Origin of the sequence: Pseudomonas sp. 3MA1 (assembly GCF_029237275.1) — a bacterium.
Classification (GTDB): Bacteria; Pseudomonadota; Gammaproteobacteria; order Pseudomonadales; family Pseudomonadaceae; genus Aquipseudomonas; species Aquipseudomonas fluorescens_AP.
This window is the reverse complement of sequence record NZ_JAACFX010000002.1, coordinates 431,176-454,322: the sequence shown is the minus strand read 5'-3', so window position 1 is coordinate 454,322 and position 23,147 is coordinate 431,176. Positions and strand designations below refer to the sequence as shown.

Sequence of the window (23,147 nt, the reverse complement as noted above, 5' to 3'; positions counted from 1 at the left end):
CTATAAAAGGACGAAACGGAAAACGCACAGCGGGCTGATGGTTATCGTCGGAACAGGCTTGGCAACACGCTTACTCTCCTCAATGGGTACGGACAGGAATGCCGGCAATTTACTTAAATCGGGGCCGGTGTCAGGCAGTAATGTTCGATCAATTCTCGTAATAGATGCACGGTAGGCTGCAAGCGTGACATTTCGAGGTATTCCCCAGGCTGGTGGGCACAGGCGATATCCCCGGGACCAAGCACCAGCGTCTCGCAGCCAAGGCGCTGAAGATAAGGCGCTTCGGTGCCAAACGCCACTGCTTCGGCGCGATGCCCGGTCAGCCGCTCCGCCACCCGCACCAGCTCGGCATCCTCGGGCTGCTCGAACGGCGGCACGGCGGGAAACAGCGGTGCATAGTCGATCTGCACTTCATGGCGCTGGGCGATCGGCACCAGCTTCTGACGAATGGCTTCGCGCAACATCTGCGGGTCCATGCCCGGCAACGGGCGCAGGTCGAACTCCAGGGAACACTGGCCACAGATGCGATTGGGGTTGTCGCCACCATGGATGCAGCCGAAGTTCAGGGTCGGCTGCGGCACGCTGAACTGCGGATTGCGGTATTCGCGTTGCCACAGCAGCCGAAGCCCGCGCAGCTCGCCGATGGCGTCGTGCATCGCTTCCAGGGCACTGCGGCCCAGGCTCGGGTCGGAGGAGTGACCGCTGCGCCCGAGAATATCGATGCGCTCCATCATGACCCCCTTGTGCAGGCGGATCGGCTTGAGACCCGTGGGTTCGCCGATCACCGCGGCGCGCCCCAGGGGCCGCCCGGCTTGCGCCAGGGCCCGCGCCCCGGCCATGGAGCTCTCTTCATCGCAAGTGGCCAGGATCAGCAGCGGCTGCTTGAACGGCTGCTCCAGCAACGGCCGCACCGCCTCGATGATCAGGGCGAAAAAGCCCTTCATGTCGCAACTGCCCAGACCGACCCAGCGACCGTCGACCTCGGTCAGCTTCAGCGGATCGGTCTGCCACAGCGCGGCGTCAAATGGCACGGTGTCGCTGTGCCCGGCCAGCACCAGCCCACCAGGACCACTGCCGTAGCTGGCCAGCAGGTTGAACTTGCCGGGGCTGACCGACTGGATATCGCAGCTAAACCCGAGGTCGCCGAGCCAGCCGGCCAGCAAGTCGATCACCGCTCGGTTGGACTGGTCCAGCGCAGGCTGGGTGCAGCTCACCGACGGCGCGGCGATCAGTGCAGCGAACTGCTCCTTCAAGGACGGCAATGGCATGAGCTGGCTCCGGAAATTCCAAGATGAGCAGCATCATAGAGGCATCCGGCGAGAGGAAGGAACCGTCGTGGCGCCTCCACGCGCCCGCTCCTGTACACTGCACGGCCTTGGCAGCCAACTCTTCCTCCGGCTGCACTCCCGATCCTGGATTTTCCGGCCATGCAGAAAGAAACCGAAATCAAACTCCGCGTCAGCCGCGAAACCCTCGCCGCCCTGCGCGAGCACCCGCTCCTGAAAAAACGCAACAAAAGTGGCTGGGAACGCCGTGAGCTGATGAACCAGTACTTCGACACCCCAGAGCGCGACCTGGCCCGGGCCAAAGTCGCCCTGCGCCTGCGCCGCGACGGCGACGCGGTGATCCAGACCCTCAAGACCAGCGGCCAGAGCGTCGCCGGCCTGTCCGAACGCAACGAGTACGACTGGCATCTGCCCAAGGCCAAGCTCGACCTGAAGAAACTCGACGGCGAATGCTGGCCCGAAGCCCTCGCCGAGCTGGACAAAAAGACCCTCAAGCCGCTGTTCACCACCGACTTTGTCCGCGAGCGCGCGGAAATCGCCTGGGGCCGGGGCAAGGCCAAGGTGGTGATCGAGGCCGCCCTGGACCTGGGTCAGGTGATCGCCGGCAAGCACAAGGAAGAAATCTGCGAGCTGGAGCTGGAACTGCGCGAAGGCGAGCCGGCCGCGCTGCTGGAACTGGCCGCGGAACTGGCCCTCACCCTGCCGTTGATGCCCTGCGACATCAGCAAGGCCGAGCGCGGCTATCGCCTGTTCGATGCCGGCAGCTACTCCCTGAGCCTGCCGGCGCCACAGCTGAGCGCCGAAACCCCGCTGGACGACGCTTTCGCCGCCCTGGCCTGGCATCTGCTGGGCAGCAGCCAGCGCCTGGCCGAACAGTATCGTTTCAACGGCCACTGGCGCCTGCTGCAGGACTGGGTCGACAACCTCGCCGAATTGCGAGCCCTGGCCAGCAGCCTGGGCCAGGCCGCGCCGCGTCAGTCCACCGCGGAACTGCGCAGCGCCCTGGATGCCCTGCTGGAAGACTGGCGCCCGCTGGTGCAGGCCGGCCTGGATGACGAAGACGTGCGCAAGGCCGCGCCGGAGCAATTCATGGAAGAGCTGCAGGACGTGCGCTGGGGCCTGTTCTCCCTGAACACTTCGCGCTGGCTGCTGGCCCGGGCCTGGACCGCCGAGCGCAACACCCGTGGCAACCGCCAGGGCGCGGCGCAACTGGGCAGCTGGCTGCCACGCCTGCTGGCCGAAGAGGCCAGCTCCCTGCAACTGCCGCGCTACCAGCAGCAGCCCGAGGACCTGGCCGAGCAACTGCCGCGGATCGAACGCATCCAGGCCTGGCTGCACCACGCCCGCGCCGCGCTGGAGATTGCGGAGCTGGATCGCCTCTACGGTGAATTGAACAAGCTGGCCCAACTGGCCAACGAACCGATCACCGACGAAGCCCTCGACGCGCGCAAGCAGCAAGCCATCGCGGTGTTCCAGAACCGCGCCTGGAAGACCCTGCTGCGCCTGTAATCGATCACCCTCAACGCAATACCGGCAGGCTGGTGGTGGACTTGATCTCCGACAGGGCGACGATCGAGTTCACCTCCTGAATGCCCGGCACCATGGACAGCTTCTCGAAGAAGAACCGCTCGTAGGCTTCGATATCCGCCGTCACGATGCGCAACAGGAAGTCCACCGCGCCCATCAGCACATAACACTCCAGCACCTCGGGAAAACCGCGAATGGCTTCGGTGAACTCGGTGAAGTTGGAGCGTCCATGGGCGTTGAGCTTGACCTCGGCAAAGATCTGCGTGTTCAGGCCAATCTTCTTGCGGTCGAGCAGGGTCACCTGGCCGCGAATCACCCCTTCATCCTTCATGCGCTGAATCCGCCGCCAGCAAGGCGACTGGGACAACCCCACCTGTTCGGCAATCTGGGCACTGGAAAGCGATGCGTCGTCTTGCAGCAACGCAAGGATCCGGCGATCGTAGGCATCCAGCTCGCTTTGCATAACCAACCCCCAAAAACGTTAAAAATCGAATCATCCAATTCGCCATCAGGCGAATTGAGTGCATCTTAGATAAGAAAAACCCGAAACCGAATGTAAAAATTTCTCCACTGACCTGGAGATCGCCATGCCCCTGCACAGCCCCGCCCCGAGCCCATCGACCCGCGCCGATGTCTGGAACCACGACAATGCCCAGTGCCACGTGCACTACCAGCTGTTCACCGATGTCGAGGCCGACGTGCTGTGCCGGGTGCTCAACCATTTCGCCCTGCAACTCTTGGTGCCGCAGCGGGTCGCGGTCATCCAGCGGGACGACACGCTGCATATAGAAGTGGAGCTCGCGGGCTTGAGCTGGCACCGGGCCCGAGTGATCGGCGACAAGTTGCGCAACCTGATCAGTGTCAGCTCGGTGGAGCTGCAATTGGTCGAGACCTCGCGCCTGCAGGCTACCGGCTGAGCCCGGTAAAACCCTGCAACCCTTGGCCCGCTGGGGCGCCGTCCGATGTGACTATTCTTGGCAGTCGACGACCAGAGAACCGACTCTGGACCACGCTCCCAAGGAGTTCCCATGACCGCAGCCCAGGTGTCCCCGGACCGCTGGCTGGATCTCAGCGAGCTGCTGAGTGACCTGCTGGCCCAGGAGCGCATCAGCCAGGACGCCGCCGAACAGGCCATGAGCGCCCGGCGCCAAGGGGCCGACCCGCACCTGCATCCTCTTGAACTCATCGCCAGCCAGCAGTTACCCGACCGACAGCAGCCAGGGCGCCACCTGGACCTGGACAGCCTCAGCGCCTGGCTGGCGCGGCAGGCGGGCCAGCCCTACCTGCGCATCGATCCGCTACGGATCGACGTGGCCGGCATCACCCCCTTGATGTCCTTCGCCTTCGCCCAACGGCACAAGATCCTCGCCGTGGCGGTGGATGCCCACAGCGTTACCGTGGCCAGCGCCCAGCCCTATGTCAGGGGCTGGGAGGCCGATCTGGCCCAGGTGCTCAAGCGCCCGATCCGACGGGTCGTGGCCAGCCCGGCGGAGATCCAGCGCCTGACCCTGGAGTTCTATCGCCTGGCCAAGTCGGTCAGCGGCGCCAGCAATGAACAGAAGACCAGCGGCCCGGGCAACTTTGAACAGTTGCTCAAGCTGGGCGCCAACGATCAGGCACCGGATGCCGACGATGCCCACATCGTCAACATTGTCGACTGGCTGTTTCAGTACGCGTTCCAGCAACGGGCCAGCGACATTCATATCGAACCGCGTCGCGAACACGGCACCCTGCGCTTTCGCATCGACGGTGTGCTGCACAACGTCTATCAGTTTCCGCCCCTGGTCACCCTGGCCATGGTCAGCCGCCTCAAGAGCCTGGGACGCATGAACGTCGCAGAAAAGCGCAGGCCCCAGGACGGCCGGATCAAGACCCGCCCTCCCGCAGGCAGCGAAATCGAGCTGCGCCTGTCGACCCTGCCCACGGCCTTCGGCGAGAAACTGGTGATGCGCATCTTCGATCCCCAGGTGCTGCTCAAGGACTTCGACCAACTGGGCTTTGGCGCCGACGACCTGAGCCGCTGGCAGGCCATGACCTCCCAGGCCCACGGCATCATCCTGGTCACCGGGCCCACCGGTTCGGGCAAGACCAGCACCCTCTACACCACCCTGAAGCAGCTGGCGACGCCTGAAATCAACCTGTGCACCATCGAGGACCCGATCGAGATGATCGAGCCGGCCTTCAACCAGATGCAGGTCCAGCCCAACATCGACCTGAGTTTTTCCAGCGGTGTACGGGCGCTGATGCGCCAGGACCCGGACATCATCATGATCGGCGAGATTCGCGACCTGGAAACCGCGGAAATGGCCATCCAGGCCGCGCTCACCGGGCACCTGGTGCTGTCCACCCTGCACACCAACGACGCCCCGGCCGCCATCAGCCGCCTGCTGGAACTGGGCGTGCCGCCCTATTTGCTCAGGGCCACTCTGGTCGGGGTCATGGCCCAGCGCCTGGTGCGCACCCTGTGCCGACACTGCAAGGCCCCCGCCGAACTCGCCAGCGACGACTGGCACAACCTGATCCATCCCCGGCAATCGCCGCCACCGCGCCATGGCAAGCGAGCCGTGGGCTGCGCCGAGTGCCGGGGCACCGGCTATCACGGACGCACGGCGGTCTACGAAGTCATGCCCTTGAGCGCCGCGCTCCGGGCCCTGATCCAAAGCGACCTCGACCTCGCCGATCTGCGTCGCCAGGCCGCCGAGGACGGCATGCACAGCCTGCGCCAGGCCGCCGCACGCAAACTCGCCGAAGGTTTGACCAGTTTCGAGGAGGTACTGCGGGTCACGCCGCAGAACCCTGGCGGGTAGCCGAGAACTCGCCCGGCGGCGAACCCCGGGCACTGGACTACGCTTGAATTACCGCCAAAACGAGCAGGAAGCCAGGCATGAATATTCGGCAAAACATGATCGCCTCCGGGGTCCTCAGCCTACTGGCCATTGCCCTGGTGGCGGGCCTCGGTCTGTGGGGACAATCGCGCCTGGCCGGCGCACTGCAGGACAATGAACTCAATGCCAGCGCCCTGCGCAACCACCTGGAGGCCGACATGATGCATGACGCCCTGCGCGCCGATGTGCTGGAGGCGCTGAGCAGCGAGCCCGGCGACAGTGCGGCCGGCGAGGAGGTGCGTAGCAGCCTGCGCGAACACGGCGACTGGTTCCGCAAGGCGCTGGCGGAAAACGCCAAACTGCCCCTGGCGCCGGATATCCGCGATGCCATCAGCGAGCTGCAACCGGTCCTGGAGAACTACATTCATGCCGCCGAGAGCATCGCCGAACAGGCGCTCAAGGATCCGCAGGCGGCACGCCAGCACATGCAGGAGTTTTCCCAACGCTTCAGCGAAGTGGAAACCCGCAACACGGCGCTGAGCAGCAAGATCGAAGCGATTTCGGCACAAACTCGCCAAGACAGTGAACATGCCGTGCGCCAGGCGGCCGCTTGGCTGATCGGCGGCAGCCTGATTGCCGCCCTGATCCTGTGCCTGCTGACCCGTCAGTTGCTCATTCGGGTACTCAAGCCTCTGGAAAAGTCCGTCGCCACCGCCCGGGCCATCGCCCAGGGCAACCTGACCACCGTCATCAGTATCGACAGCCGGGACGAAGCCGGGCAGTTGCAGCAGGCCCTGGGTGAAATGCAGGACAACCTGCGGCAGATGATCACCACCATCCGCCACGAGAGCGAAGAGCTGCGAGGACGCTCCCACAGCCTCAGCGACACCTCGCTGGGCATTGCCGACGGCGCCACCGAGCAGGCCGACGGCGCCACCAACATGGCCGCCGCCATGGAACAGATGATCAGCAACATTGCCCAGGTCGCCGAGCACGCGCGCAATGCCCAGAGCATTGCCGCCCAGTCCGAATCCCTGGCCGGCAGCGGTGGCCAGGTGATCCTCGGGGTGGTGGACGGCATGAGCCACATCGCCGAAGCGGTGAACAATTCGTCCCAGAGCATCACCGCCCTGGGACAGTCCTCGGAAGAGATCCATTCGATCATCCAGGTGATCAACGGCATTGCCGAGCAGACCAACCTGCTGGCCCTGAATGCCGCCATCGAGGCGGCCCGGGCCGGCGAGGCCGGACGCGGATTTGCCGTGGTCGCCGACGAAGTGCGCAACCTCGCGGCGCGCACCGCGCAATCCACCCGGGAGATCACCGGCATGATCCAGCGCATCCGCGAAACCACCGAACAAGCGGTGAGCAGCATGCAAACCGGGGTCAGCCGGGTCAACGACGGGGTGCACATGGCCCAGCAGGCGGGGACGTCGATCAATGAGATTCGCCAGGGCGCGCAACGCTCGGCGCTGATGGTGGAAGAGATTTCCCACACCATCGGCGAGCAGTCCAAGGCCGGCAGCGAAGTGGCCCAGCGGGTGGAAATGATCAGCCAGGTGGCGCGGCGCAACAGCCAGGCCATGCGGGACCTGACCCTCACGGTGGAGCAGATGGAAAACTCCGTGGCCACTTTGCAGACGTCGGTCACCCGCTTCCGGCTTTGAGCGGATCGGCGCGGTGTTGTGTGTCCTGATGATGCAAGGGCCAAGGTATCCCAACGCCAGAACCGGCAGCCCTCTACACTCGTGCTCGCCGTCCCCATGAGCAATGACTGAGCAGGTGAATGTGATGCAGATAGGAAGCGTACTGTTACTTTTCGTCGCCCTGGCGGTGGCCCTGGTCTTCATGGGCTTCAAGGTCGTGCCGCAAGGCTATCAATGGACCGTGGAGCGTTTCGGCCGCTACACCAACACCCTCAAGCCGGGGCTGAACATCATCATTCCGGTGATGGACCGCATCGGTCGCAAGATCAACGTCATGGAAAGCGTGCTGGACATTCCCCCCCAGGAAGTCATTACCGCCGACAACGCCACGGTGCAGATCGACGCCGTGTGCTTCTTTCAAGTGGTCAACACGGCCCAGGCCGCCTACGAGGTCAACAACCTGGAGCACGCCATCCGCAACCTGCTGCAGACCAATATCCGTACCGTGCTCGGCTCCATGGAGCTGGACGCGATGCTCAGCCAGCGTGACGGCATCAACGAGAAACTCCTGCGCACCGTCGACGAAGCCACCGCGCCCTGGGGCATCAAGATCACCCGGATCGAAATCAAGGACATCAGCCCACCGGCCGACCTGATGGCGGCCATGTCCGGGCAGATGAAGGCTGAACGGGTCAAGCGCGCACAGATCCTCGAAGCCGAAGGCCTGCGAGCGGCGGCCATCCTCACGGCCGAAGGCAAGAAACAGGCGCAGATCCTGGAAGCCGAGGGCGAGCGTCAGGCGGCGTTTCTCGAATCCGAAGCCCGGGAGCGTCAAGCCGAGGCCGAGGCCCGGGCGACCCAGGTGGTGTCCGAGGCGATCGCCAGCGGCAACGTTCAGGCGATCAACTACTTCGTGGCGCAAAAGTACATCGATGCCCTGGGCAAACTGGCGGCGGCCAACAACAGCAAGGTGATCCTGATGCCGCTGGAGGCCAGCCAGGTGATCGGCGCCGTGGGCGGCATTGGCGAAATCGTCAAAGCCACGTTCGACGGCAAGAAAGGCTGAGGCACGCACCATGCTGGCATACCTGCAAACCCTGTCGTTCTGGGACTGGCTCGCCCTGGGCACCCTGCTGCTGATCTTCGAGGTGTTCGGTGCTGGCGGCTACCTGCTGTGGATAGGGCTGGCCGCCGCTTTCGTCGGGGCCCTGACCTTCCTGGTTCCCGGCCTGTCCTGGGAAGTGCAGTTTTTCCTGTTCGGCCTGCTGTCGGTGCTGACGGCGCTGTACTGGTGGCGACGTCAGCGCAACGTGGTCCGCCCCAGCGACCAGCCGAACCTGAACCTGCGGGGCCAGGAACTGATCGGCAAGACCTTCGTCGTGCATCAGGCGATCCTCAATGGCCGCGGTCGAATCAAGGTCGCCGACGGGGTGTGGATCGCCAAGGGCGCCGACGCGCCGGTGGGGGCCCGGGTGCGGGTGATAGGTCAGGAAGGCGCCATTCTGCTGGTCGAAAACCTTGACTGACGGGTCACGGAACTCCGCTGGGGTATCTAGAATCAAACTGTGCAGATAACCCCCAGTTGGAGTCACCCATCATGCGTCTGAAAATAGCTGTCGCCACCCTTGCCTTGCTGTCCCTTCCCGTTGGTTCGGCAATGGCCGACACCTTCTGGCGTAACGTCATTTCCTCCGGCGCCACCACCGGCTCCACTTACCTGACCTTCAAGGACCACAAACTGATCGTCGCCGCCCAGGACGACGCCGGTAGCTTCGTCGCCAGCGAAGGCAGCATCCGCGGCCCGTACCTGGAAGCCGCCATGCAGAAAGTCCGCGCCGACAACCCTGGCCTCAAAGCCACCGACATGGAGCTGGCCAACGCCATCCTGGCCAAGAACGCCGTCGCCCAGGAGTAAGCACCAGCCCGGCAATCGCCGAACAGGAACGCCGACCTCAGGGTCGGCGTTTTTTTTGCCCGGACAACGGCCTAGACGGGAGTCGAAGCCCGAGACACGGCAGCCAGGCCGGCCAGGGCGTAACTCATCATGTGCTCGATCAACTCAGGCGGATCGAGCGCCAACCCCGGCAACACATGGCGCGTCAGCGGCTCATGGGCAATCAGCAGGAACAGGCATGGCGCAAACACGCTGACCGCGCTGCGCAGCGTGGCCGGGTCGTCCGGCGGCAGTTGCATGATCTGGCCGAGAATGTTTCGCACGATCTGGGCCTTGGGAAAGGCTTGCTCCTCCAGCACCTCCGGCAACACCGACGAGGGTGACAGCAGCTCGCGGGTCAGCACCTTCAGCGCCCAGCCCTCGCGCTGGTTGGCCAGCCCCTCGATCAGCACGGTGATGATCGCGCGCAGCTTGTCCTCGGCGCGCTCCTGGCTCTCGCTCAGGGTGATCATGGTCTCGATCCGCAGCAGACGGTCATGGGCCTCGCGCAACACCGCCCGATACAGGCCGTCCTTGTTCTCGAAGTGATAATTGACCGAGGCATTGTTGGCCCTGGAGTTCTCGCAGATCTGCTTGCTGGTGGTATTGGCGTACCCCAGCTCGGCAAAGAGCTGGCCGGCGGTTTCCAGAATCTGCTGGCGAGTCGCCTGGCCATCCTGGCGCGGTGCACGGGCCGCAGGCGTCTGCGGGGAAGCGGAAAGAGCCATGGCTTTCTCACTAAGTTAAATTCAAATTTGACTTTTGTTTATGCACTGCTTAGCTACAAAGCGCCAGTTTCTCGTGCAACCACGATTGAGGGAGTACAGGAAGATGCCGGCCTCTCGTCTATTCAAGCCAAAGGATATCAGCATGGAAGCGCGCGTCATGACCCCCTTCACCTACTTCTCCTTGCCCATGCAGAAGCTGTTCCTGCGCAACCAGGCGGCGGTCAGGAACAAGCCGTATGCCAAATATTTCCGCTCGGAAATGCGCGTGCCGCTGTCCGCCGTGCGCAAGATCCAGCAAGGCCCGATGGACCTCAAGGACACCCTGACCCCGAGTGTGGAGGACATCAATCGCCTGCTCGACCCGGACTTCGTCAGCGAAGAGTCCGGCTACGCCCTGCTGCCGGGCCCGATGGCCTATGTGCAGAGCCGCAAGTTCTTCCCCGGTTGCACCGCGCAGATGTTCAAGTGGTGGTTCATGTGGCACCCGGCGGAAGCGCAGCGCTATACCCTGTGGTTCCCCTACGCCCATGTCAGCAATCCATGCGTGAACCACCAGCGCCTGGGTGACGCGTCCTTGAGTTTCGAGGAGCGCTTGTACGGCAACACCTTCTGCGCCTCGGAATATGTCGGCGACCGCCTGATGCACCTGCACATCGATTTCAAGGAGCCGGCCAGCCTGGGCCTGGACCCGGACCTGTATCGAGAAGCGAAAATCGATGGCAGCGTCAGCGCCCTGATGAGCCTGGCCGAGCATCCGCAGGTGCCGGTGTCACTGATGGTGCATCTGTTCAAGGAGGTGCCAGGCGGCATGTACCTGACCAGCCGCTACTGGGTTGGCTCGCACCCCTCGATGGACCGTTTTCCCGGGGCAGAAAAAGCATCGGCGCTGCTCAAGGAAAGTGGTTTCGGCGAAACCGAGCTGGAAACCCTGGCCTATGAGTTCGCCGTTCACGACATGTGCGAGTTCAATCATCTGGCCAGCTTTCTGCCGGACCTGTATCGGGAGTTCGCTGCCGCTTCAGCCTGAAACATCCGTCATTGAGCCCGCATCCTGTGCAGGCTCAATGCTCTCAAGGGATCAACGTTGCGCGCCAGAACAGACACCGTTGATCAGTAAATCTGTGAATTCCTCAATATCCTGTTCCGCAGTCAACTGCTCGGTCAGCAGCCGATACCAGCAAAATCCGAAAATCATATCGAGCAGCAATTCACGGTTGGTGTCCTTGGGCAATTCACCATTGCTGATGGCATTTTCCACCAGTTTTTTCGGCATCTCCCTTCTGCGCTCCATGAACTGATCCTTGAGTTGGGTCAATGTCGCTGGATCCAACTGAGCTTCGGCAATCACACAGCGAAACGCCTCGCCACAAATGGTTTCTCGCCATACTTTCCAGAGATTACGCAGTAAAAAGTCGAGATCTGCCTTGAATGAGCCGAGATCAGGAAACTTTCTTACCTGCTCGCTCTCGTTTTCATAGACTTCCGCGATCAACGCCGCTTTGTTCGACCACCACCGATAAATCGTCGGCTTGCTGGCACCCGCCCGGCGCGCGACCGACTCAATGCTGAGTCCGGAATAACCGCATTCCTTGAGGATCTCGATGGTGGAACTGAGGATGGCTTTGTGGGTATGCGGACTTCGCAAAGAGCCGATGGAGCTGCGAGATGGGGTACGAGCCACAATAAAAAATCTCCAGGCAGGGCGCTTGACAAACGCAACGCAGGGTATAGGATTCCCTCGAATCGAAATGAAACGGTCCGTTTCGTTTCATTCTTGAAAGAATCATGAAATTCTTGCACCGATCCATCTAGTTCTTGAAATTTCTCGTAAGGGTTGAGCGGATCAGGCCTTGTAACTCAGAGTATCTCAAATTCGAGGCTTGAAGCCTTTTCTCTGAAGAGACTGGATCGTCTGAAATTATTATTAAACGAAACGTTCCGTATCATAGCACGATGAGGTGAAGAAAAACAGCTTTCGAGTGGCTTTTCCCCTCTTTGGAGCCTGCGGTAAAACCCCTCTGGACTGAGGGTTTACGCGGTGCCGACCAGAGTCAGGCAGCAAAAACTGTTTTCCGTATGTTTCAAGGGTGCTTCTGAGCAAGCACGACCCAGTTTTCTCAAAAAGAATGGAATCAAGAGGAAAATGAACGTGAAAAAAGTAGGCATTGTCAGCTACGGCGCGGCTGTTCCGGTATGCCGTCTCAAAGTTCAGGACGTCATCAACGTCTGGAAAAACACCGACCTCAAGCTGGTGGAGGAAAACCTCGGCGTCAGCGAACGAGCGGTGCTGCAGCCGGATGAAGATGTCATCACCCTTGGCGTGCTGGCGGCGCAACGGGCCCTCGACAAAATCCCCGGGCATGAACTCCAGGCCCTCTATCTGGGCACTTGCACCAACCCCTACGATTCTCGGGCTTCGGCCTCGATCATCCTGGAAATGCTCGGCAGCGGTTACGACGCTTACTGCGCCGACGTGCAGTTCGCCGGCAAGTCCGGCACCTCAGCCCTGCAGATCTGCCAGGCCCTGGTGGCCTCCGGCATGACCGGCAGCGCCCTGGCCATCGGCGCCGACACCATCAACCGCAACACCGCGCCGGGCGACCTGACCGAGTCCTATGCCGGGGCCGGCGCCGCGGCATTGCTGATCGGCAATCAGAATGTCATCGCCGAATTCGACGCCAGCTTCTCCTGCGCCGCCGATATCGCCGACAACATCCGCCCCCAAGGCGATCGCTACATCCGTTCCGGGATGGGCCTGGGCTCGGACAAGAACAGCATCGGCCTGGAAGACCAGACCCGCCGTGCCGCCGAGGGCCTGATGGCCAAGCTGCATACCAGCCCGGCCGATTATGACTATGTGGTGTTCCAGCAAAACCTGGTGTCCACGCCCTATTCCCTGGGCAAGCACCTGGGCTTCAACCCCAAGCAAGTGGAACCGGGGATCTATGCCGGCAGCGTTGGCGACACCGGTTCGGCCAGCCCGCTGCTCGGCCTGATCAACGTGCTGGACCAGGCCCGTCCGGGGCAGAAGATCCTCATGGTGTCCTATGGTTTCGGCGCCGGCAGTGACGCCATCGCCCTGACCGTCACCGACGCCATCGAGCAGTACCAGAAGCACAACAAGCCCCTGCGCGAACTGCTCGAAACCAAGACCTATGTCGATTACGGCACCTCCATCAAGTACGAGTTCAAGTACCTGCGGGCTGACTACGCCCTGACCGCCTACCTCTGATTACGCCTGTCTACGCAAGGAGCATGCACATGTGCGCACGTCGTGTTGCAATCGTTTCGGCCGCCTATACGCCGAAGCCCGGAAGTTCACGAGTTCGGCAGACGTTCAAGGAAATGATCGTCGAGTCCGCTTACAAGGCCCTCAAGGACGCCAAGATGCACCCCCGGGAAATCCAGGGCGTCGCCTACGGTTACCACGGTGAAGGCATCTCCGAATATGGCGGCCTTGGCCCGACCATCTCCGACGCCCTGGGCATCAGCCCGGCGCCGACCTTCATGAGCACCGCCAACTGCACCAGCAGCTCGGTGTCGTTCCAGATGGGCCACCAGATGGTCGCGTCCGGTGAGTACGACATCGTCCTGTGCGGCGGCTTCGAGAAAATGACCGATCACTTCAACTACGCCGAATACATCGGCTCCAGCACTGAATGTGAATACGACTACTTCCTCGGCATCTCCCACACCGATGCCTTCGCCCTGGCCACCGCCGAGTACTTCCAGAAGTTCGGCTATGCCGGTCGCGAGGCCGATGTCCTGGCCACGTTCGGCCGGCAGATGCGCGTCTATGCCCACAACACGCCGACCGCCACCCGCTACGGCCAGCCGATCCCCACCCTGGAAGCGCTGAAGAACAGCGAAGCCTGCGGCTCGATGCTGGCCTGGGGCGAAGCCAGTGGCTGCGCGATCCTGGTGGCCGAGCACCTGGCCCACAAGTACACCGACAAACCGGTGTTCGTCCGCGGCTGCGCCTACACCGGGGTTTCGCACTACTTCGGCACGCGCTTCCACAATCCGACCCTGCACCACCCGGGTCTGCCCAAGGACGTGGGCATGGCCGTCTCGGCCAACTCCATCGCCTGCGCGGAAATCGCCTACAAGAAAGCCGGGATCACCGCCAAGGACATCGACGTGGCCCAGGTCTACGACCTGCTCGGCGCCGGGCTGATCCAGATGGAATCCATGGGCATCTGCGGCAAGGGCCAGGCCGGCGACTTCGTGCTTGAAGGCGGCATCGCCCTGGACGGCCAACTGCCACTGAACACCGACGGCGGCAACATCGGCCGCGGCCATGCCTCGGGCTGCGACGGCATCCTGCACATCACCGAGCTGTTCCGGCAGCTGAGGGGTGAATCCGACAACCAGGTCAAGGGCGCACGCATCGGCGTGTCGCAGAACCTTGGCGGTTACGCGGCGCACAACTCAGTGATTGTCCTCTCGAACGACTAAGGAGCCCGGACCATGTCCATGTACCCAGAACAGATCCACAGAATGACCACCGCCAGCATGCTCCGCGAATGGCGCGAGCATGGCGGCAAGTACCGCCTCGAAGGCAGCCAGTGCGAAGAGTGCAACGAGATCTTCTTCCCAAGGCGCACCGTCTGTGGCGCCTGCAATTCCCTGAGCGTGAAGCCTTACCGCTGCAAGCGCACGGGCAAGATCGAAGTCATGGCCCACGCCGAGAACCCGGTCCTGGCCGCCATGGGTTATGGCGAAACCGTGCCGCGCGTCATGGCCATGGTGCGCCTGGACGACGGCCTGGTGATCGCCTCGGAGATCGTCGACGTCTGCGATCCGCACCAACTGAAAGTCGGCGCGCCGGTGCGCATGGTGATTCGCAAGCATGTGCGCGAAAGCAACCTGGCCTGGCAATACGCTTATAAGTTCGTACTGGATATATAAGTTGTTGTTCAAGGTGCCTTTATATAAGGCACCTTGAAGTTAGCCATTAAAATAAAATCCAACTTAAAAGTTACATCAACGGCCGCTTCACGCCTCGAAGTTGCCTTAAGGTCCTGATTTCCTTTAGGGCCTACAGATTCCTGTGCCTATTAACGGGGAACGATCCCCACCCCTTAACTTATTGGCTTACTTAGAGCCAAGGACCCATCATGTCTACTCTTTGCCTCCCACACGTCATGTTTCCGCAACACAAGATCACCCAGCAGCAGATGGTTGATCACCTGGAAAACCTGCACGCCGACCATCCGCGCATGGCCCTGGCCAAACGCATGATCGCCAACACCGAAGTCAACGAGCGCCACCTGGTGCTGCCGATCGACGAGCTGGCGGTGCACACCGGCTTTACCCACCGCAGCATCGTCTACGAGCGTGAAGCCCGGCAGATGTCGTCGGCCGCGGCGCGCCAGGCCATCGAGAATGCCGGGTTGCAGATCAGCGACATCCGCATGGTGATCGTCACCTCCTGCACCGGCTTCATGATGCCGTCGCTGACCGCGCACCTGATCAACGACCTCGGCCTGCCCAATTCCACCGTGCAACTGCCCATCGCCCAGCTGGGCTGCGTGGCCGGCGCCGCGGCCATCAACCGGGCCAACGATTTCGCCCGGCTCGATGCGCGCAACCACGTGCTGATCGTGTCCCTGGAGTTCTCTTCGCTGTGCTACCAGCCGGATGACACCAAGCTGCACGCCTTCATCTCCGCGGCGCTGTTCGGCGATGCGGTGTCGGCCTGCGTGCTGCGCGCCGATGACCAGGCCAGCGGCTTCAAGATCAAGAAGACCGAGTCGTTCTTCCTGCCCAAGAGCGAGCACTACATCAAGTACGACGTGAAGGACACCGGCTTCCACTTCACCCTCGACAAGGCGGTGATGAACTCGATCAAGGATGTGGCGCCGGTGATGGAGAAGCTCAACTACGACAGCTTCGAACAGAACTGCGCGCACAACGACTTCTTCATCTTCCACACCGGTGGCCGCAAGATCCTCGACGAACTGGTGATGCACCTGGACCTGGCCTCGAACCGGGTGGCGCAATCGCGCAGCAGCCTGTCGGAAGCCGGCAACATTGCCAGCGTGGTGGTGTTCGACGTGCTCAAGCGCCAGTTCGATTCCAATCTGAAGCAGGGCGACATCGGCCTGCTGGCGGCCTTCGGCCCGGGCTTCACCGCAGAAATGGCGGTAGGCCAGTGGACCGCCTGAAGTAGCGCCCTGCGTCTGTCCGACCCGAGGTTGCCGGGCTGCACGGCACCCTCGGGTCGCACCCTAACGGCGCCCCGCGCCGGGTTCATGGTTTCACAAGGAAGCTGAGCGATGAACACTGGAATACCAACCACGGCTGCCGACAGCCGTTACGAAAGAACCATGGTGCTGCTGCTGTCACTGAGCTTCGGGCTGGTGGGGCTGGACCGCTTCATCATCCTGCCGCTGTTCCCGGTGATCATGCACGACCTGCAACTGGACTATCAGGACCTGGGCTACCTGTCCGCCGCGCTGGCCTTGACCTGGGGGCTGTCCGCCCTGGGCATGGGCGGCGTGATCGAGCGCCTGGGCACCCGCCGCGTGCTGGTGATCTCCATCACCGTGCTGTCGCTGCTGTCCGGCTTCTCCGCGCTGGCCAGCGGGGTACTCGGCCTGGTGATCCTGCGCGGGCTGATGGGCATCTGCGAAGGCGCCTTCACCCCGACCAGCATCATTGTCACCAACGAAGTCTCGCGCCCCGACCGGCGCGGCCTGAACCTGGGTATCCAGCAGGCACTGTTTCCGATCCTCGGCCTGTGCCTGGGGCCGCTGATCGCCGCCGGCCTGCTGCACCTGACCGGTTCCTGGCGCGCGGTCTTCGCGATCATCGCCCTGCCCGGCCTGCTCCTGGCCGGCTACCTGTGGAAGGCCTACCGGCCGCTGCCGGCAACACCCCGTAGCGCCTCCGACGCCAGCGCCGGGAGCCAATGGCTGGCGGCCTTCAAGAGCGGCAACGTCAGCCTGAACATCCTCATCATGTTCTGCATCCTCACTTGCCAGTTCGTGCTTTGCGCCATGCTGCCCAGCTACCTGACCGACCATCTGCACCTGCAGAACCTGTCCATGGCCCTGGTCATCTCGGCCATCGGCCTGGGCGGTTTCATCGGCCAGCTGATCATTCCCGGCCTGTCCGACCGCCTCGGGCGCAAGCCGGTGGTGTCGGTGTGCTTCATGACCAGCAGCACCCTGGTGGGCCTGCTGATCGTCAGCCCGGCGATTCCCTGGCTGCTGTTCCTGCTGCTGTTTCTGCTGTCGTTTTTCAATTTCAGCCTGATCTGCATGACGGTGGGCCCGCTGACCAGTGAGTCCGTAGCCCCGGCCCTGCTGCCGACGGCGACCGGGATTGTCGTGGGTTTCGGCGAGATCCTCGGCGGTGGCCTGTCACCGGCCGTGGCCGGGTTTGCCGCCAGCCATTTCGGCCTGCCGTCGATCCTGTACGTGGCCCTGAGCGGCAGCCTGGCCGGCTTGTTGCTGTCGTTGCTGCTCAAGGACAGTGCGCGCCAGCCCCAGCGCGCCAAGGCCCCAGGGCCGCTGCCTATCCTCCCCGCCCGCTTGCCCCTCAAGGACTAGAGAATCATGGACGATTACCTGCTGTTGCTGGATGTCTGCCACAAGGATCAGCGCGCCATCGGGCTGTTCGACTTTCACAATGGCCAGAGCCTGCGTGCCCTTTCCGAACATGGCGGGCTGTACGAGACGTTGCAGTTCTGCGCTCGCCGCCATCTGAGCTGGAGCGAACACCTGCGCAGTCTTCCGGCCCATCCCCAGCTGCCTGCCGAAGGCCTTGTGCAAGGACCGCTGCGCCCGCCGCTCAAGCCCAGCGACAGCCTGCTGGCCCAGGTCTGCGAGGTCACCCTGAACACCGCGCACACGCACCAGGGCTGGTTCTACAAGGGCAACGGCAACCTGCTCAAGACCGATGGCGAGGCGCTGACGATCCCCTACCACGCCCTGAGCATCAGCAGCCAGCCGGGGGTGGTCTGCGTGTACCTGGTGGATCACTTCAAGCAACTGCGGTTTGTCGGTTTCAGCCTGGGCCAGGACATCCACGACCCGCTGCTGAGCCGCCAGGACGCCAGTGCCTGCGCGCAATCGCGGCTGCGCCAATGCGCCATCGCCCCGGCGCTGATCCTTGGCGAACTGCAGCACAGCCTGTCGCTCAATGTCCGGGTGGAACGCCAGGGCGCGCAGTTGTCCTACCTCAGCTACCACATCGATCTGCAGAGCTGGTGGGCGCTGCGCAAGTATTCCCAGACGTTCCTCGAACAAAACGAGCAGTTCCTGCAACCGGGCATGGTCCACTACGTGTTCCACAGCGCCAGCCGGCGCGAGAACGAACTGCAACTGCAGCACGGCGACTGGCTGGACCTGGACTGCCCGGAGCTGGAGCTGGGCCTGAGCAACCAGGTCAGCGAAGAAGAGTTGCTGCACCTCTATCCCCTGGAAAGCCAGCCACACCGGGGCCGCGCCCAGGGCACCCGCCCGACGCGGCTACGCCAGCACTACTGAGGCGGACTCAGCGGTAGGCCGCCACCGGGACACAGGCGCAGAACAGGTTGCGATCACCGTAGACGTTGTCCACCCGGTTGACCGTCGGCCAGTACTTGTGGGCCCGCGAGTGGGCGCTGGGCAGCACCGCCTGCTCGATGCTGTAAGGCCGCTCCCAGGTCCCGGCGATATCCGCCAGGGTATGGGGCGCGCCCTTGAGCGGATTGTCCTCGGCCGGCCAGTTGCCCTCCTGGACCTGGGCGATCTCGGCGCGGATGCTCAGCATGGCCTCGACAAAGCGATCCAGCTCGGCCTTGGACTCGCTTTCGGTGGGCTCCACCATCAAGGTGCCCGGCACCGGGAACGACATGGTCGGGGCATGGAAGCCGTAATCCATCAGGCGCTTGGCCACATCCTCCTCGCTGATGCCGGTCAGCGCCTTGAGCGGTCGCAGGTCGAGAATGCACTCATGGGCCACCCGGCCATTGCGCCCGCTGAACAGCACCGGGAAGGCGCCGTTGAGCTGAGCGGCCAGGTAGTTGGCGGCCAGGATCGCCACTTCGCTGGCATCCGCCAGTTGCGGTCCCATCAGGGCGATGTACATCCAGCTGATGGGCAGGATGCTGGCGCTGCCCCAGGGCGCCGCGCTGACCGCGCCGTTATCCGCCAGCGGCCCGTCGAGCGGCACCACCGGGTGATTGGCGACAAAGGGCGCCAGATGGGCGCGCACGCCGATCGGCCCCATGCCCGGGCCACCACCGCCGTGGGGAATGCAGAAGGTCTTGTGCAGGTTCATGTGGGAGACGTCGGCGCCGATGTCCGCCGGCCTGGCCAGCCCGACCTGGGCATTGAGGTTGGCGCCATCCATGTACACCTGGCCGCCGTGGCTGTGGATAACTTCGCAGACCTGGCTGATGCCCTCCTCATAGACACCGTGGGTCGACGGATAAGTGGCCATCAGGCAGGACAGGCGATCGCCGGCTTCGGCGGCCTTGGCCTTGAGATCTTCCAGATCGACGTTGCCGGACTCGTCGCACTCGACGATCACCACCTGCATCCCGGCCATCTGCGCCGACGCCGGGTTGGTGCCATGGGCCGAGGCCGGTATCAGGCAGATGTGCCGCCCGCCTTGCTGGCGGCTCTCGTGGTAGCGACGAATCGCCAGCAACCCGGCGTACTCGCCCTGGGCCCCGGAGTTGGGTTGCATGCAGACCGCGTCGAACCCGGTGATGGCGCACAGCCAACGCTCCAGCTCCTCGATCATCAAGGTGTAACCGACGGCCTGCTCCCGCGGGACGAAAGGATGCAGGTTGGCGAACTCCGGCCAGGTGATGGGGATCATCTCGCTGCTGGCATTGAGCTTCATGGTGCAGGAGCCCAGGGGGATCATCGACTGGTTGAGCGCCAAGTCCTTGTTCTCCAGTTGCTTGAGGTAGCGCAGCATCTCGGTTTCGCTGTGATGGGCGCTGAACACCGGATGGGTCAGGCAGGGGCTGCGCCGCAGCAGTGCATCAGGCAGCCCCGACTCCAGCGCCTCGGCGTCCAGTTCGCCAACGTCCAGCCCGTGGTCGGCGCCAAGAAACACATCCAGCAGCCGGGCCACGGTGGTTTCGTCACAGGTTTCATCCAGGCTCAGGCCCAGCCGGCCGCGCCCGAGAATCCGCAGGTTGATCTGCTGCGCCCTGGCGCTGTCGATGATCGCCGTCTGGCTGCCCCCGACCTCCAGGGTCAGGGTGTCGAAGAAGTGCCGGTTGACCCGGGTGATCCCCTTGCGTTCAAGGCCGGTGGCGAGAATGCAGGTCAGCCGATGCACCCGCTGGGCAATGCGCTTGAGCCCCGCCGGGCCGTGATAGACCGCATAGAAGCCGGCGATGTTGGCCAGCAGCACCTGGGCGGTGCAGATGTTGGAGTTGGCCTTTTCGCGGCGGATATGTTGCTCGCGGGTTTGCAGGGCCATGCGCAGGGCCACATGGCCCCGGGCATCCTTGGACACGCCGATGATGCGCCCGGGCATGGCGCGCTTGTACTCGTCACGGCAGGCGAAAAACGCCGCATGCGGACCGCCGTAGCCCATGGGCACGCCGAAGCGCTGGGAGGATCCCAGCACCACGTCGGCCCCCAGCTCGCCGGGCGGGGTCAGCACCAGCAGGCTGAGCAGATCGGCGGCGACACAGGCCAGGGCCTGCTGGGCGTGCAGATGGTCGATCAACGGCCGCAGGTCGCGAATCTCGCCGTGGGTATCCGGGTATTGCAGCAGGGCGCCGAACACCTGATGCGCGGGCAAGTTATCCACAGCGTCGACGATCAATTCGAAGCCAAACCCTTCGGCCCGGGTACGCACCACGGAAAGGGTCTGCGGATGGCAGTGTTCATCGACAAAGAACAGATTGCTCCTGGACTTGGTCACGCGCTTGGCCAGGGCCATGGCTTCGGCGGCCGCCGTCGCCTCGTCGAGCAACGAGGCGTTGGCCAGGTCGAGGCCGGTAAGGTCGATGGTCATCTGCTGGAAGTTGAGCAGCGCTTCGAGCCGGCCCTGGGCGATTTCCGGCTGATAGGGCGTGTAGGCGGTGTACCAGCCGGGGTTTTCCAGCACGTTGCGCAGGATCACGGTGGGCGTCAGGGTGCCGTGATAGCCCATGCCGATCAGGCTGGTCCAGACCTGGTTCTGCGCGGCATAGCCCTTGAGCTTGGCCAGGGCGGCCTGTTCATCCAGCGCCGGCGGCAGGTCCAGGGCGCGATTGAAGCGGATTCCCGGCGGCACCGTCTGCTCGATCAGCTCGGTCCGGCTGCCCAGCCCGAGGCTGGCGAGCATCGCCTGCTGCTCCTGGGCATCGGGACCCAGGTGCCGGTAGAGAAAAGCGTTGGGCTCGCGTAACTGGCTCAGGGATGGCGACTGGGACATGGCAGGCTCTCCGATAAGCGGCGCTCAGCGTCGATGCAACAGGGTGCAAAGCAGCATAGCAGCCGATTCCGCCGCTCGACGCACTGGCGTCCCGAGGCAATCGGTACCATCATGCAGGGCGTTCGCGCGCCAGCCCCGGCGCGCCTCAACCCCTGCTTCCATCGTCCGCTTATCGGGTGTCCCACTGTCATGAGCCAACTGCCATTCCTGCCGTTCTCCAAACCCACCATTGATGAAGCCACCATCGCCGCCGTCGGCGAAGTGCTGCGTTCGGGCTGGATCACCAGCGGTCCCAAGGTCCAGGCTTTCGAAGCCCAGCTGTCGGAGTTCTTCGGCGGGCGCACGGTACGTACCTTCAACTCCGGCACCTGCACCATGGAGATCGCCCTGCGCATCGCCGGCATCGGCCCCGGGGATGAAGTCATCACCACGCCGATCTCCTGGGTCGCCACCGCCAACGTGATTCTCGAAGTGGGCGCCACGCCGGTGTTCGCCGACATCGATCCGATCACCCGCAACATCGACCTGGCCCAGGTCGAAGCGGCGATCACCCCGCGCACCAAAGCCATCATTCCGGTGTTCCTGGCCGGCTTGCCGGTGGACATGACTCGCCTGTATGCCCTGGCCAAGAAACACGGCCTGCGGGTGGTGGAAGACGCGGCCCAGGCCCTGGGCTCCAGCTGGAATGGCCAGCGCATCGGCGCCGGTGGCGACTTCGTGTCCTTCAGCTTCCAGGCCAACAAGAACGTCACTTCGTCCGAGGGCGGCTGCCTGGTCCTCAACACGCCGGAGGAAGTGCGCCTGGCCGAGAAGTACCGCCTGCAAGGCGTGACCCGCAGCGGCTTCGACGGCCTGGACGTGGACGTGCTCGGCGGCAAGTTCAACATGACCGACGTCGCGGCCGCTATCGGCCTGGGCCAGTTTGCCCATATCGAGGCAATCACCGCCCATCGCCGCGAGCTGGCCCGGCACTACTTCGAATGCTTCGGCAGCGACTTCGAGGCCCAATACGGCGCCCAGCTACCGCCAGCGGATTTCAGCAACAGCAACTGGCACCTGTTCCAGCTGGTGCTGCCGGAGCGCAAGGACGGCAAGCCGGCGCGCGCCACCTTCATGGAGCAGATGCAGGAACGCGGGATCGGCATCGGCTATCACTACCCGCCGATTCATTTGCTGAGCCTGTACCGCGAGCGCGGTTTCAAGGAGGGGATGTTCCCGGTGGCGGAACGGGTCGGTCGACTGATCGTCTCGTTGCCAATGTTCACCGCCATGAGCAAGGCCGACGTGGAACGTGCGGTGGCGGCGGTGAAAGAGGTGTTGCAGGCCTAAGAGCCTTCGCCGGCCAGCCCGCCCCTGCATAAACAGGCGCGGGCTGGCCGGCGGGAACGGCTTATTCGCCGATGGCGGCCTTGTAGCCGGCGGCGTCCAGCAGCTTGTCCAGGTCACCCGGATTGCTTGGCTTGAGCTTGAAGATCCAGGCGCCGTAAGGGTCGCTGTTGAGCAGCTCGGGGCTGGCGCTCAGCTCTTCGTTGACCGCGATCACCTCACCGGCCACCGGGGCGTAGATATCGGAAGCGGCTTTCACCGACTCCACCACTCCGGCCTGGTCCCCTGCGCCAAACACATTGCCGACTTCGGTCAGCTCGACGAACACCACATCGCCCAGGGCTTCCTGAGCGTGGTCGCTAATACCCACGGTCACGCTGCCGTCGGCTTCCAGACGGGCCCATTCGTGACTATCGGCAAAACGCAGGTGGGCAGGGATATCGCTCATGTTCTGTGTCCTCAAGAAGAAGTGTCAGCGGCGCAATGCCGGCTGGAAA

General features: G+C 63.4%; 21 protein-coding genes. 15 read left to right on the top strand and 6 right to left on the bottom strand.

From position 1 onward, the window contains the following. Nucleotides 1-113: 113 nt before the first annotated feature. Nucleotides 114-1,268 carry an acetylornithine deacetylase gene (gene argE / locus GWQ44_RS07230; protein WP_047306551.1) on the bottom strand — a complete coding sequence of 385 codons (1,155 nt, stop codon included), beginning with the start codon at nt 1,266-1,268 and terminating at the stop codon, nt 114-116. A 159-nt stretch (nt 1,269-1,427) separates the two neighbouring features. Between argE and GWQ44_RS07225 the strand changes: the two genes are divergently transcribed. After that, nucleotides 1,428-2,795: a CYTH domain-containing protein gene (locus GWQ44_RS07225; RefSeq protein ID WP_016967644.1), complete on the top strand. Its 1,368-nt coding sequence runs from the start codon at nt 1,428-1,430 to the stop codon at nt 2,793-2,795. Nucleotides 2,796-2,805: 10 nt separating this feature from the next. On the opposite strand, the gene GWQ44_RS07220 is transcribed toward GWQ44_RS07225, so the two are convergent. After that, nucleotides 2,806-3,276 (bottom strand): Lrp/AsnC family transcriptional regulator, encoded by a 471-nt coding sequence (locus tag GWQ44_RS07220; RefSeq protein WP_016967645.1) that lies wholly within the window; start codon nt 3,274-3,276, stop codon nt 2,806-2,808. 124 nt (nt 3,277-3,400) lie between these two features. Here GWQ44_RS07220 and GWQ44_RS07215 point away from each other — a divergent pair, with 124 nt between their 5' ends. The 6 genes from GWQ44_RS07215 (at nt 3,401) to GWQ44_RS07190 (ending at nt 9,199) form a co-directional block, all read left to right on the top strand. Beyond that, a complete protein-coding gene (locus GWQ44_RS07215) occupies nt 3,401-3,730 on the top strand; it encodes a hypothetical protein (RefSeq protein WP_275926951.1) in 330 nt (109 codons plus the stop codon). 111 nt (nt 3,731-3,841) lie between these two features. After that, on the top strand, nt 3,842-5,620 hold the full coding sequence (locus GWQ44_RS07210; protein WP_275926950.1) for a type II/IV secretion system protein: 1,779 nt from the start codon (nt 3,842-3,844) through the stop codon (nt 5,618-5,620). Between the two features lie 77 nt (nt 5,621-5,697). Next, nucleotides 5,698-7,305 (top strand): methyl-accepting chemotaxis protein, encoded by a 1,608-nt coding sequence (locus GWQ44_RS07205; protein WP_016962900.1) that lies wholly within the window; start codon nt 5,698-5,700, stop codon nt 7,303-7,305. Between the two features lie 124 nt (nt 7,306-7,429). Next, on the top strand, nt 7,430-8,350 hold the full coding sequence (locus tag GWQ44_RS07200; protein WP_047306628.1) for an SPFH domain-containing protein: 921 nt from the start codon (nt 7,430-7,432) through the stop codon (nt 8,348-8,350). A 10-nt stretch (nt 8,351-8,360) separates the two neighbouring features. Further along, nucleotides 8,361-8,810 (top strand): NfeD family protein, encoded by a 450-nt coding sequence (locus tag GWQ44_RS07195; protein ID WP_016966056.1) that lies wholly within the window; start codon nt 8,361-8,363, stop codon nt 8,808-8,810. 71 nt (nt 8,811-8,881) lie between these two features. Then, a complete protein-coding gene (locus GWQ44_RS07190) occupies nt 8,882-9,199 on the top strand; it encodes a DUF2388 domain-containing protein (RefSeq protein ID WP_016966055.1) in 318 nt (105 codons plus the stop codon). Between the two features lie 71 nt (nt 9,200-9,270). Here the strand turns inward: GWQ44_RS07190 and GWQ44_RS07185 are convergent, their stop codons facing one another. Further along, nucleotides 9,271-9,945 carry a TetR/AcrR family transcriptional regulator gene (locus tag GWQ44_RS07185; RefSeq protein WP_016966054.1) on the bottom strand — a complete coding sequence of 225 codons (675 nt, stop codon included), beginning with the start codon at nt 9,943-9,945 and terminating at the stop codon, nt 9,271-9,273. A gap of 142 nt (nt 9,946-10,087) precedes the next feature. Here GWQ44_RS07185 and GWQ44_RS07180 point away from each other — a divergent pair, with 142 nt between their 5' ends. After that, on the top strand, nt 10,088-10,972 hold the full coding sequence (locus tag GWQ44_RS07180; RefSeq protein ID WP_103740757.1) for a 2,4-diacetylphloroglucinol hydrolase: 885 nt from the start codon (nt 10,088-10,090) through the stop codon (nt 10,970-10,972). 51 nt (nt 10,973-11,023) lie between these two features. On the opposite strand, the gene GWQ44_RS07175 is transcribed toward GWQ44_RS07180, so the two are convergent. Continuing rightward, nucleotides 11,024-11,626 (bottom strand): TetR/AcrR family transcriptional regulator, encoded by a 603-nt coding sequence (locus GWQ44_RS07175; protein WP_016966053.1) that lies wholly within the window; start codon nt 11,624-11,626, stop codon nt 11,024-11,026. Between the two features lie 462 nt (nt 11,627-12,088). Here GWQ44_RS07175 and GWQ44_RS07170 point away from each other — a divergent pair, with 462 nt between their 5' ends. From GWQ44_RS07170 to GWQ44_RS07145, 6 genes are all read left to right on the top strand, one after another. Continuing rightward, nucleotides 12,089-13,177, top strand: a complete 1,089-nt coding sequence (locus GWQ44_RS07170; RefSeq protein WP_016966052.1) for a hydroxymethylglutaryl-CoA synthase — start codon at nt 12,089-12,091, stop codon at nt 13,175-13,177. A gap of 29 nt (nt 13,178-13,206) precedes the next feature. Continuing rightward, nucleotides 13,207-14,403, top strand: a complete 1,197-nt coding sequence (locus GWQ44_RS07165; protein ID WP_016966051.1) for a thiolase family protein — start codon at nt 13,207-13,209, stop codon at nt 14,401-14,403. A 12-nt stretch (nt 14,404-14,415) separates the two neighbouring features. Further along, nucleotides 14,416-14,856, top strand: a complete 441-nt coding sequence (locus GWQ44_RS07160; RefSeq protein ID WP_016966050.1) for an OB-fold domain-containing protein — start codon at nt 14,416-14,418, stop codon at nt 14,854-14,856. 209 nt (nt 14,857-15,065) lie between these two features. After that, nucleotides 15,066-16,115, top strand: a complete 1,050-nt coding sequence (locus GWQ44_RS07155; RefSeq protein WP_016966049.1) for a type III polyketide synthase — start codon at nt 15,066-15,068, stop codon at nt 16,113-16,115. A 111-nt stretch (nt 16,116-16,226) separates the two neighbouring features. Then, the gene (locus GWQ44_RS07150; protein WP_275926949.1) at nt 16,227-17,504 is read left to right on the top strand and encodes an MFS transporter; all 1,278 of its coding nucleotides are present in this window, start codon (nt 16,227-16,229) and stop codon (nt 17,502-17,504) included. A gap of 6 nt (nt 17,505-17,510) precedes the next feature. Continuing rightward, a complete protein-coding gene (locus GWQ44_RS07145; RefSeq protein WP_275926948.1) occupies nt 17,511-18,443 on the top strand; it encodes a fumarylacetoacetate hydrolase in 933 nt (310 codons plus the stop codon). Between the two features lie 7 nt (nt 18,444-18,450). Here GWQ44_RS07145 and gcvP read toward each other — a convergent pair whose 3' ends face one another. Next, nucleotides 18,451-21,324, bottom strand: coding sequence for an aminomethyl-transferring glycine dehydrogenase (gene gcvP, locus GWQ44_RS07140; RefSeq protein ID WP_275926947.1), 2,874 nt, complete (start codon nt 21,322-21,324; stop codon nt 18,451-18,453). A gap of 189 nt (nt 21,325-21,513) precedes the next feature. Between gcvP and GWQ44_RS07135 the strand changes: the two genes are divergently transcribed. Further along, on the top strand, nt 21,514-22,653 hold the full coding sequence (locus GWQ44_RS07135; RefSeq protein ID WP_016962910.1) for a DegT/DnrJ/EryC1/StrS aminotransferase family protein: 1,140 nt from the start codon (nt 21,514-21,516) through the stop codon (nt 22,651-22,653). A 61-nt stretch (nt 22,654-22,714) separates the two neighbouring features. Here GWQ44_RS07135 and gcvH read toward each other — a convergent pair whose 3' ends face one another. Further along, a complete protein-coding gene (gene gcvH / locus GWQ44_RS07130) occupies nt 22,715-23,098 on the bottom strand; it encodes a glycine cleavage system protein GcvH (RefSeq protein ID WP_011064135.1) in 384 nt (127 codons plus the stop codon). Between the last annotated feature and the right edge of the window lie 49 nt (nt 23,099-23,147).

Excerpts from the sequence above, each read along its gene's own strand:
- argE (WP_047306551.1), bottom strand. The coding sequence starts at position 1,268 with ATGCCATTGCCGTCCTTGAAGGAGCAGTTCGCTGCACTGATCGCCGCG.
- GWQ44_RS07225 (WP_016967644.1), top strand. The coding sequence starts at position 1,428 with ATGCAGAAAGAAACCGAAATCAAACTCCGCGTCAGCCGCGAAACCCTC.
- GWQ44_RS07220 (WP_016967645.1), bottom strand. The coding sequence starts at position 3,276 with ATGCAAAGCGAGCTGGATGCCTACGATCGCCGGATCCTTGCGTTGCTG.
- GWQ44_RS07215 (WP_275926951.1), top strand. The coding sequence starts at position 3,401 with ATGCCCCTGCACAGCCCCGCCCCGAGCCCATCGACCCGCGCCGATGTC.
- GWQ44_RS07210 (WP_275926950.1), top strand. The coding sequence starts at position 3,842 with ATGACCGCAGCCCAGGTGTCCCCGGACCGCTGGCTGGATCTCAGCGAG.
- GWQ44_RS07205 (WP_016962900.1), top strand. The coding sequence starts at position 5,698 with ATGAATATTCGGCAAAACATGATCGCCTCCGGGGTCCTCAGCCTACTG.
- GWQ44_RS07200 (WP_047306628.1), top strand. The coding sequence starts at position 7,430 with ATGCAGATAGGAAGCGTACTGTTACTTTTCGTCGCCCTGGCGGTGGCC.
- GWQ44_RS07195 (WP_016966056.1), top strand. The coding sequence starts at position 8,361 with ATGCTGGCATACCTGCAAACCCTGTCGTTCTGGGACTGGCTCGCCCTG.
- GWQ44_RS07190 (WP_016966055.1), top strand. The coding sequence starts at position 8,882 with ATGCGTCTGAAAATAGCTGTCGCCACCCTTGCCTTGCTGTCCCTTCCC.
- GWQ44_RS07185 (WP_016966054.1), bottom strand. The coding sequence starts at position 9,945 with ATGGCTCTTTCCGCTTCCCCGCAGACGCCTGCGGCCCGTGCACCGCGC.
- GWQ44_RS07180 (WP_103740757.1), top strand. The coding sequence starts at position 10,088 with ATGGAAGCGCGCGTCATGACCCCCTTCACCTACTTCTCCTTGCCCATG.
- GWQ44_RS07170 (WP_016966052.1), top strand. The coding sequence starts at position 12,089 with ATGAACGTGAAAAAAGTAGGCATTGTCAGCTACGGCGCGGCTGTTCCG.
- GWQ44_RS07165 (WP_016966051.1), top strand. The coding sequence starts at position 13,207 with ATGTGCGCACGTCGTGTTGCAATCGTTTCGGCCGCCTATACGCCGAAG.
- GWQ44_RS07160 (WP_016966050.1), top strand. The coding sequence starts at position 14,416 with ATGTCCATGTACCCAGAACAGATCCACAGAATGACCACCGCCAGCATG.
- GWQ44_RS07155 (WP_016966049.1), top strand. The coding sequence starts at position 15,066 with ATGTCTACTCTTTGCCTCCCACACGTCATGTTTCCGCAACACAAGATC.
- GWQ44_RS07150 (WP_275926949.1), top strand. The coding sequence starts at position 16,227 with ATGAACACTGGAATACCAACCACGGCTGCCGACAGCCGTTACGAAAGA.
- GWQ44_RS07145 (WP_275926948.1), top strand. The coding sequence starts at position 17,511 with ATGGACGATTACCTGCTGTTGCTGGATGTCTGCCACAAGGATCAGCGC.
- gcvP (WP_275926947.1), bottom strand. The coding sequence starts at position 21,324 with ATGTCCCAGTCGCCATCCCTGAGCCAGTTACGCGAGCCCAACGCTTTT.
- GWQ44_RS07135 (WP_016962910.1), top strand. The coding sequence starts at position 21,514 with ATGAGCCAACTGCCATTCCTGCCGTTCTCCAAACCCACCATTGATGAA.
- gcvH (WP_011064135.1), bottom strand. The coding sequence starts at position 23,098 with ATGAGCGATATCCCTGCCCACCTGCGTTTTGCCGATAGTCACGAATGG.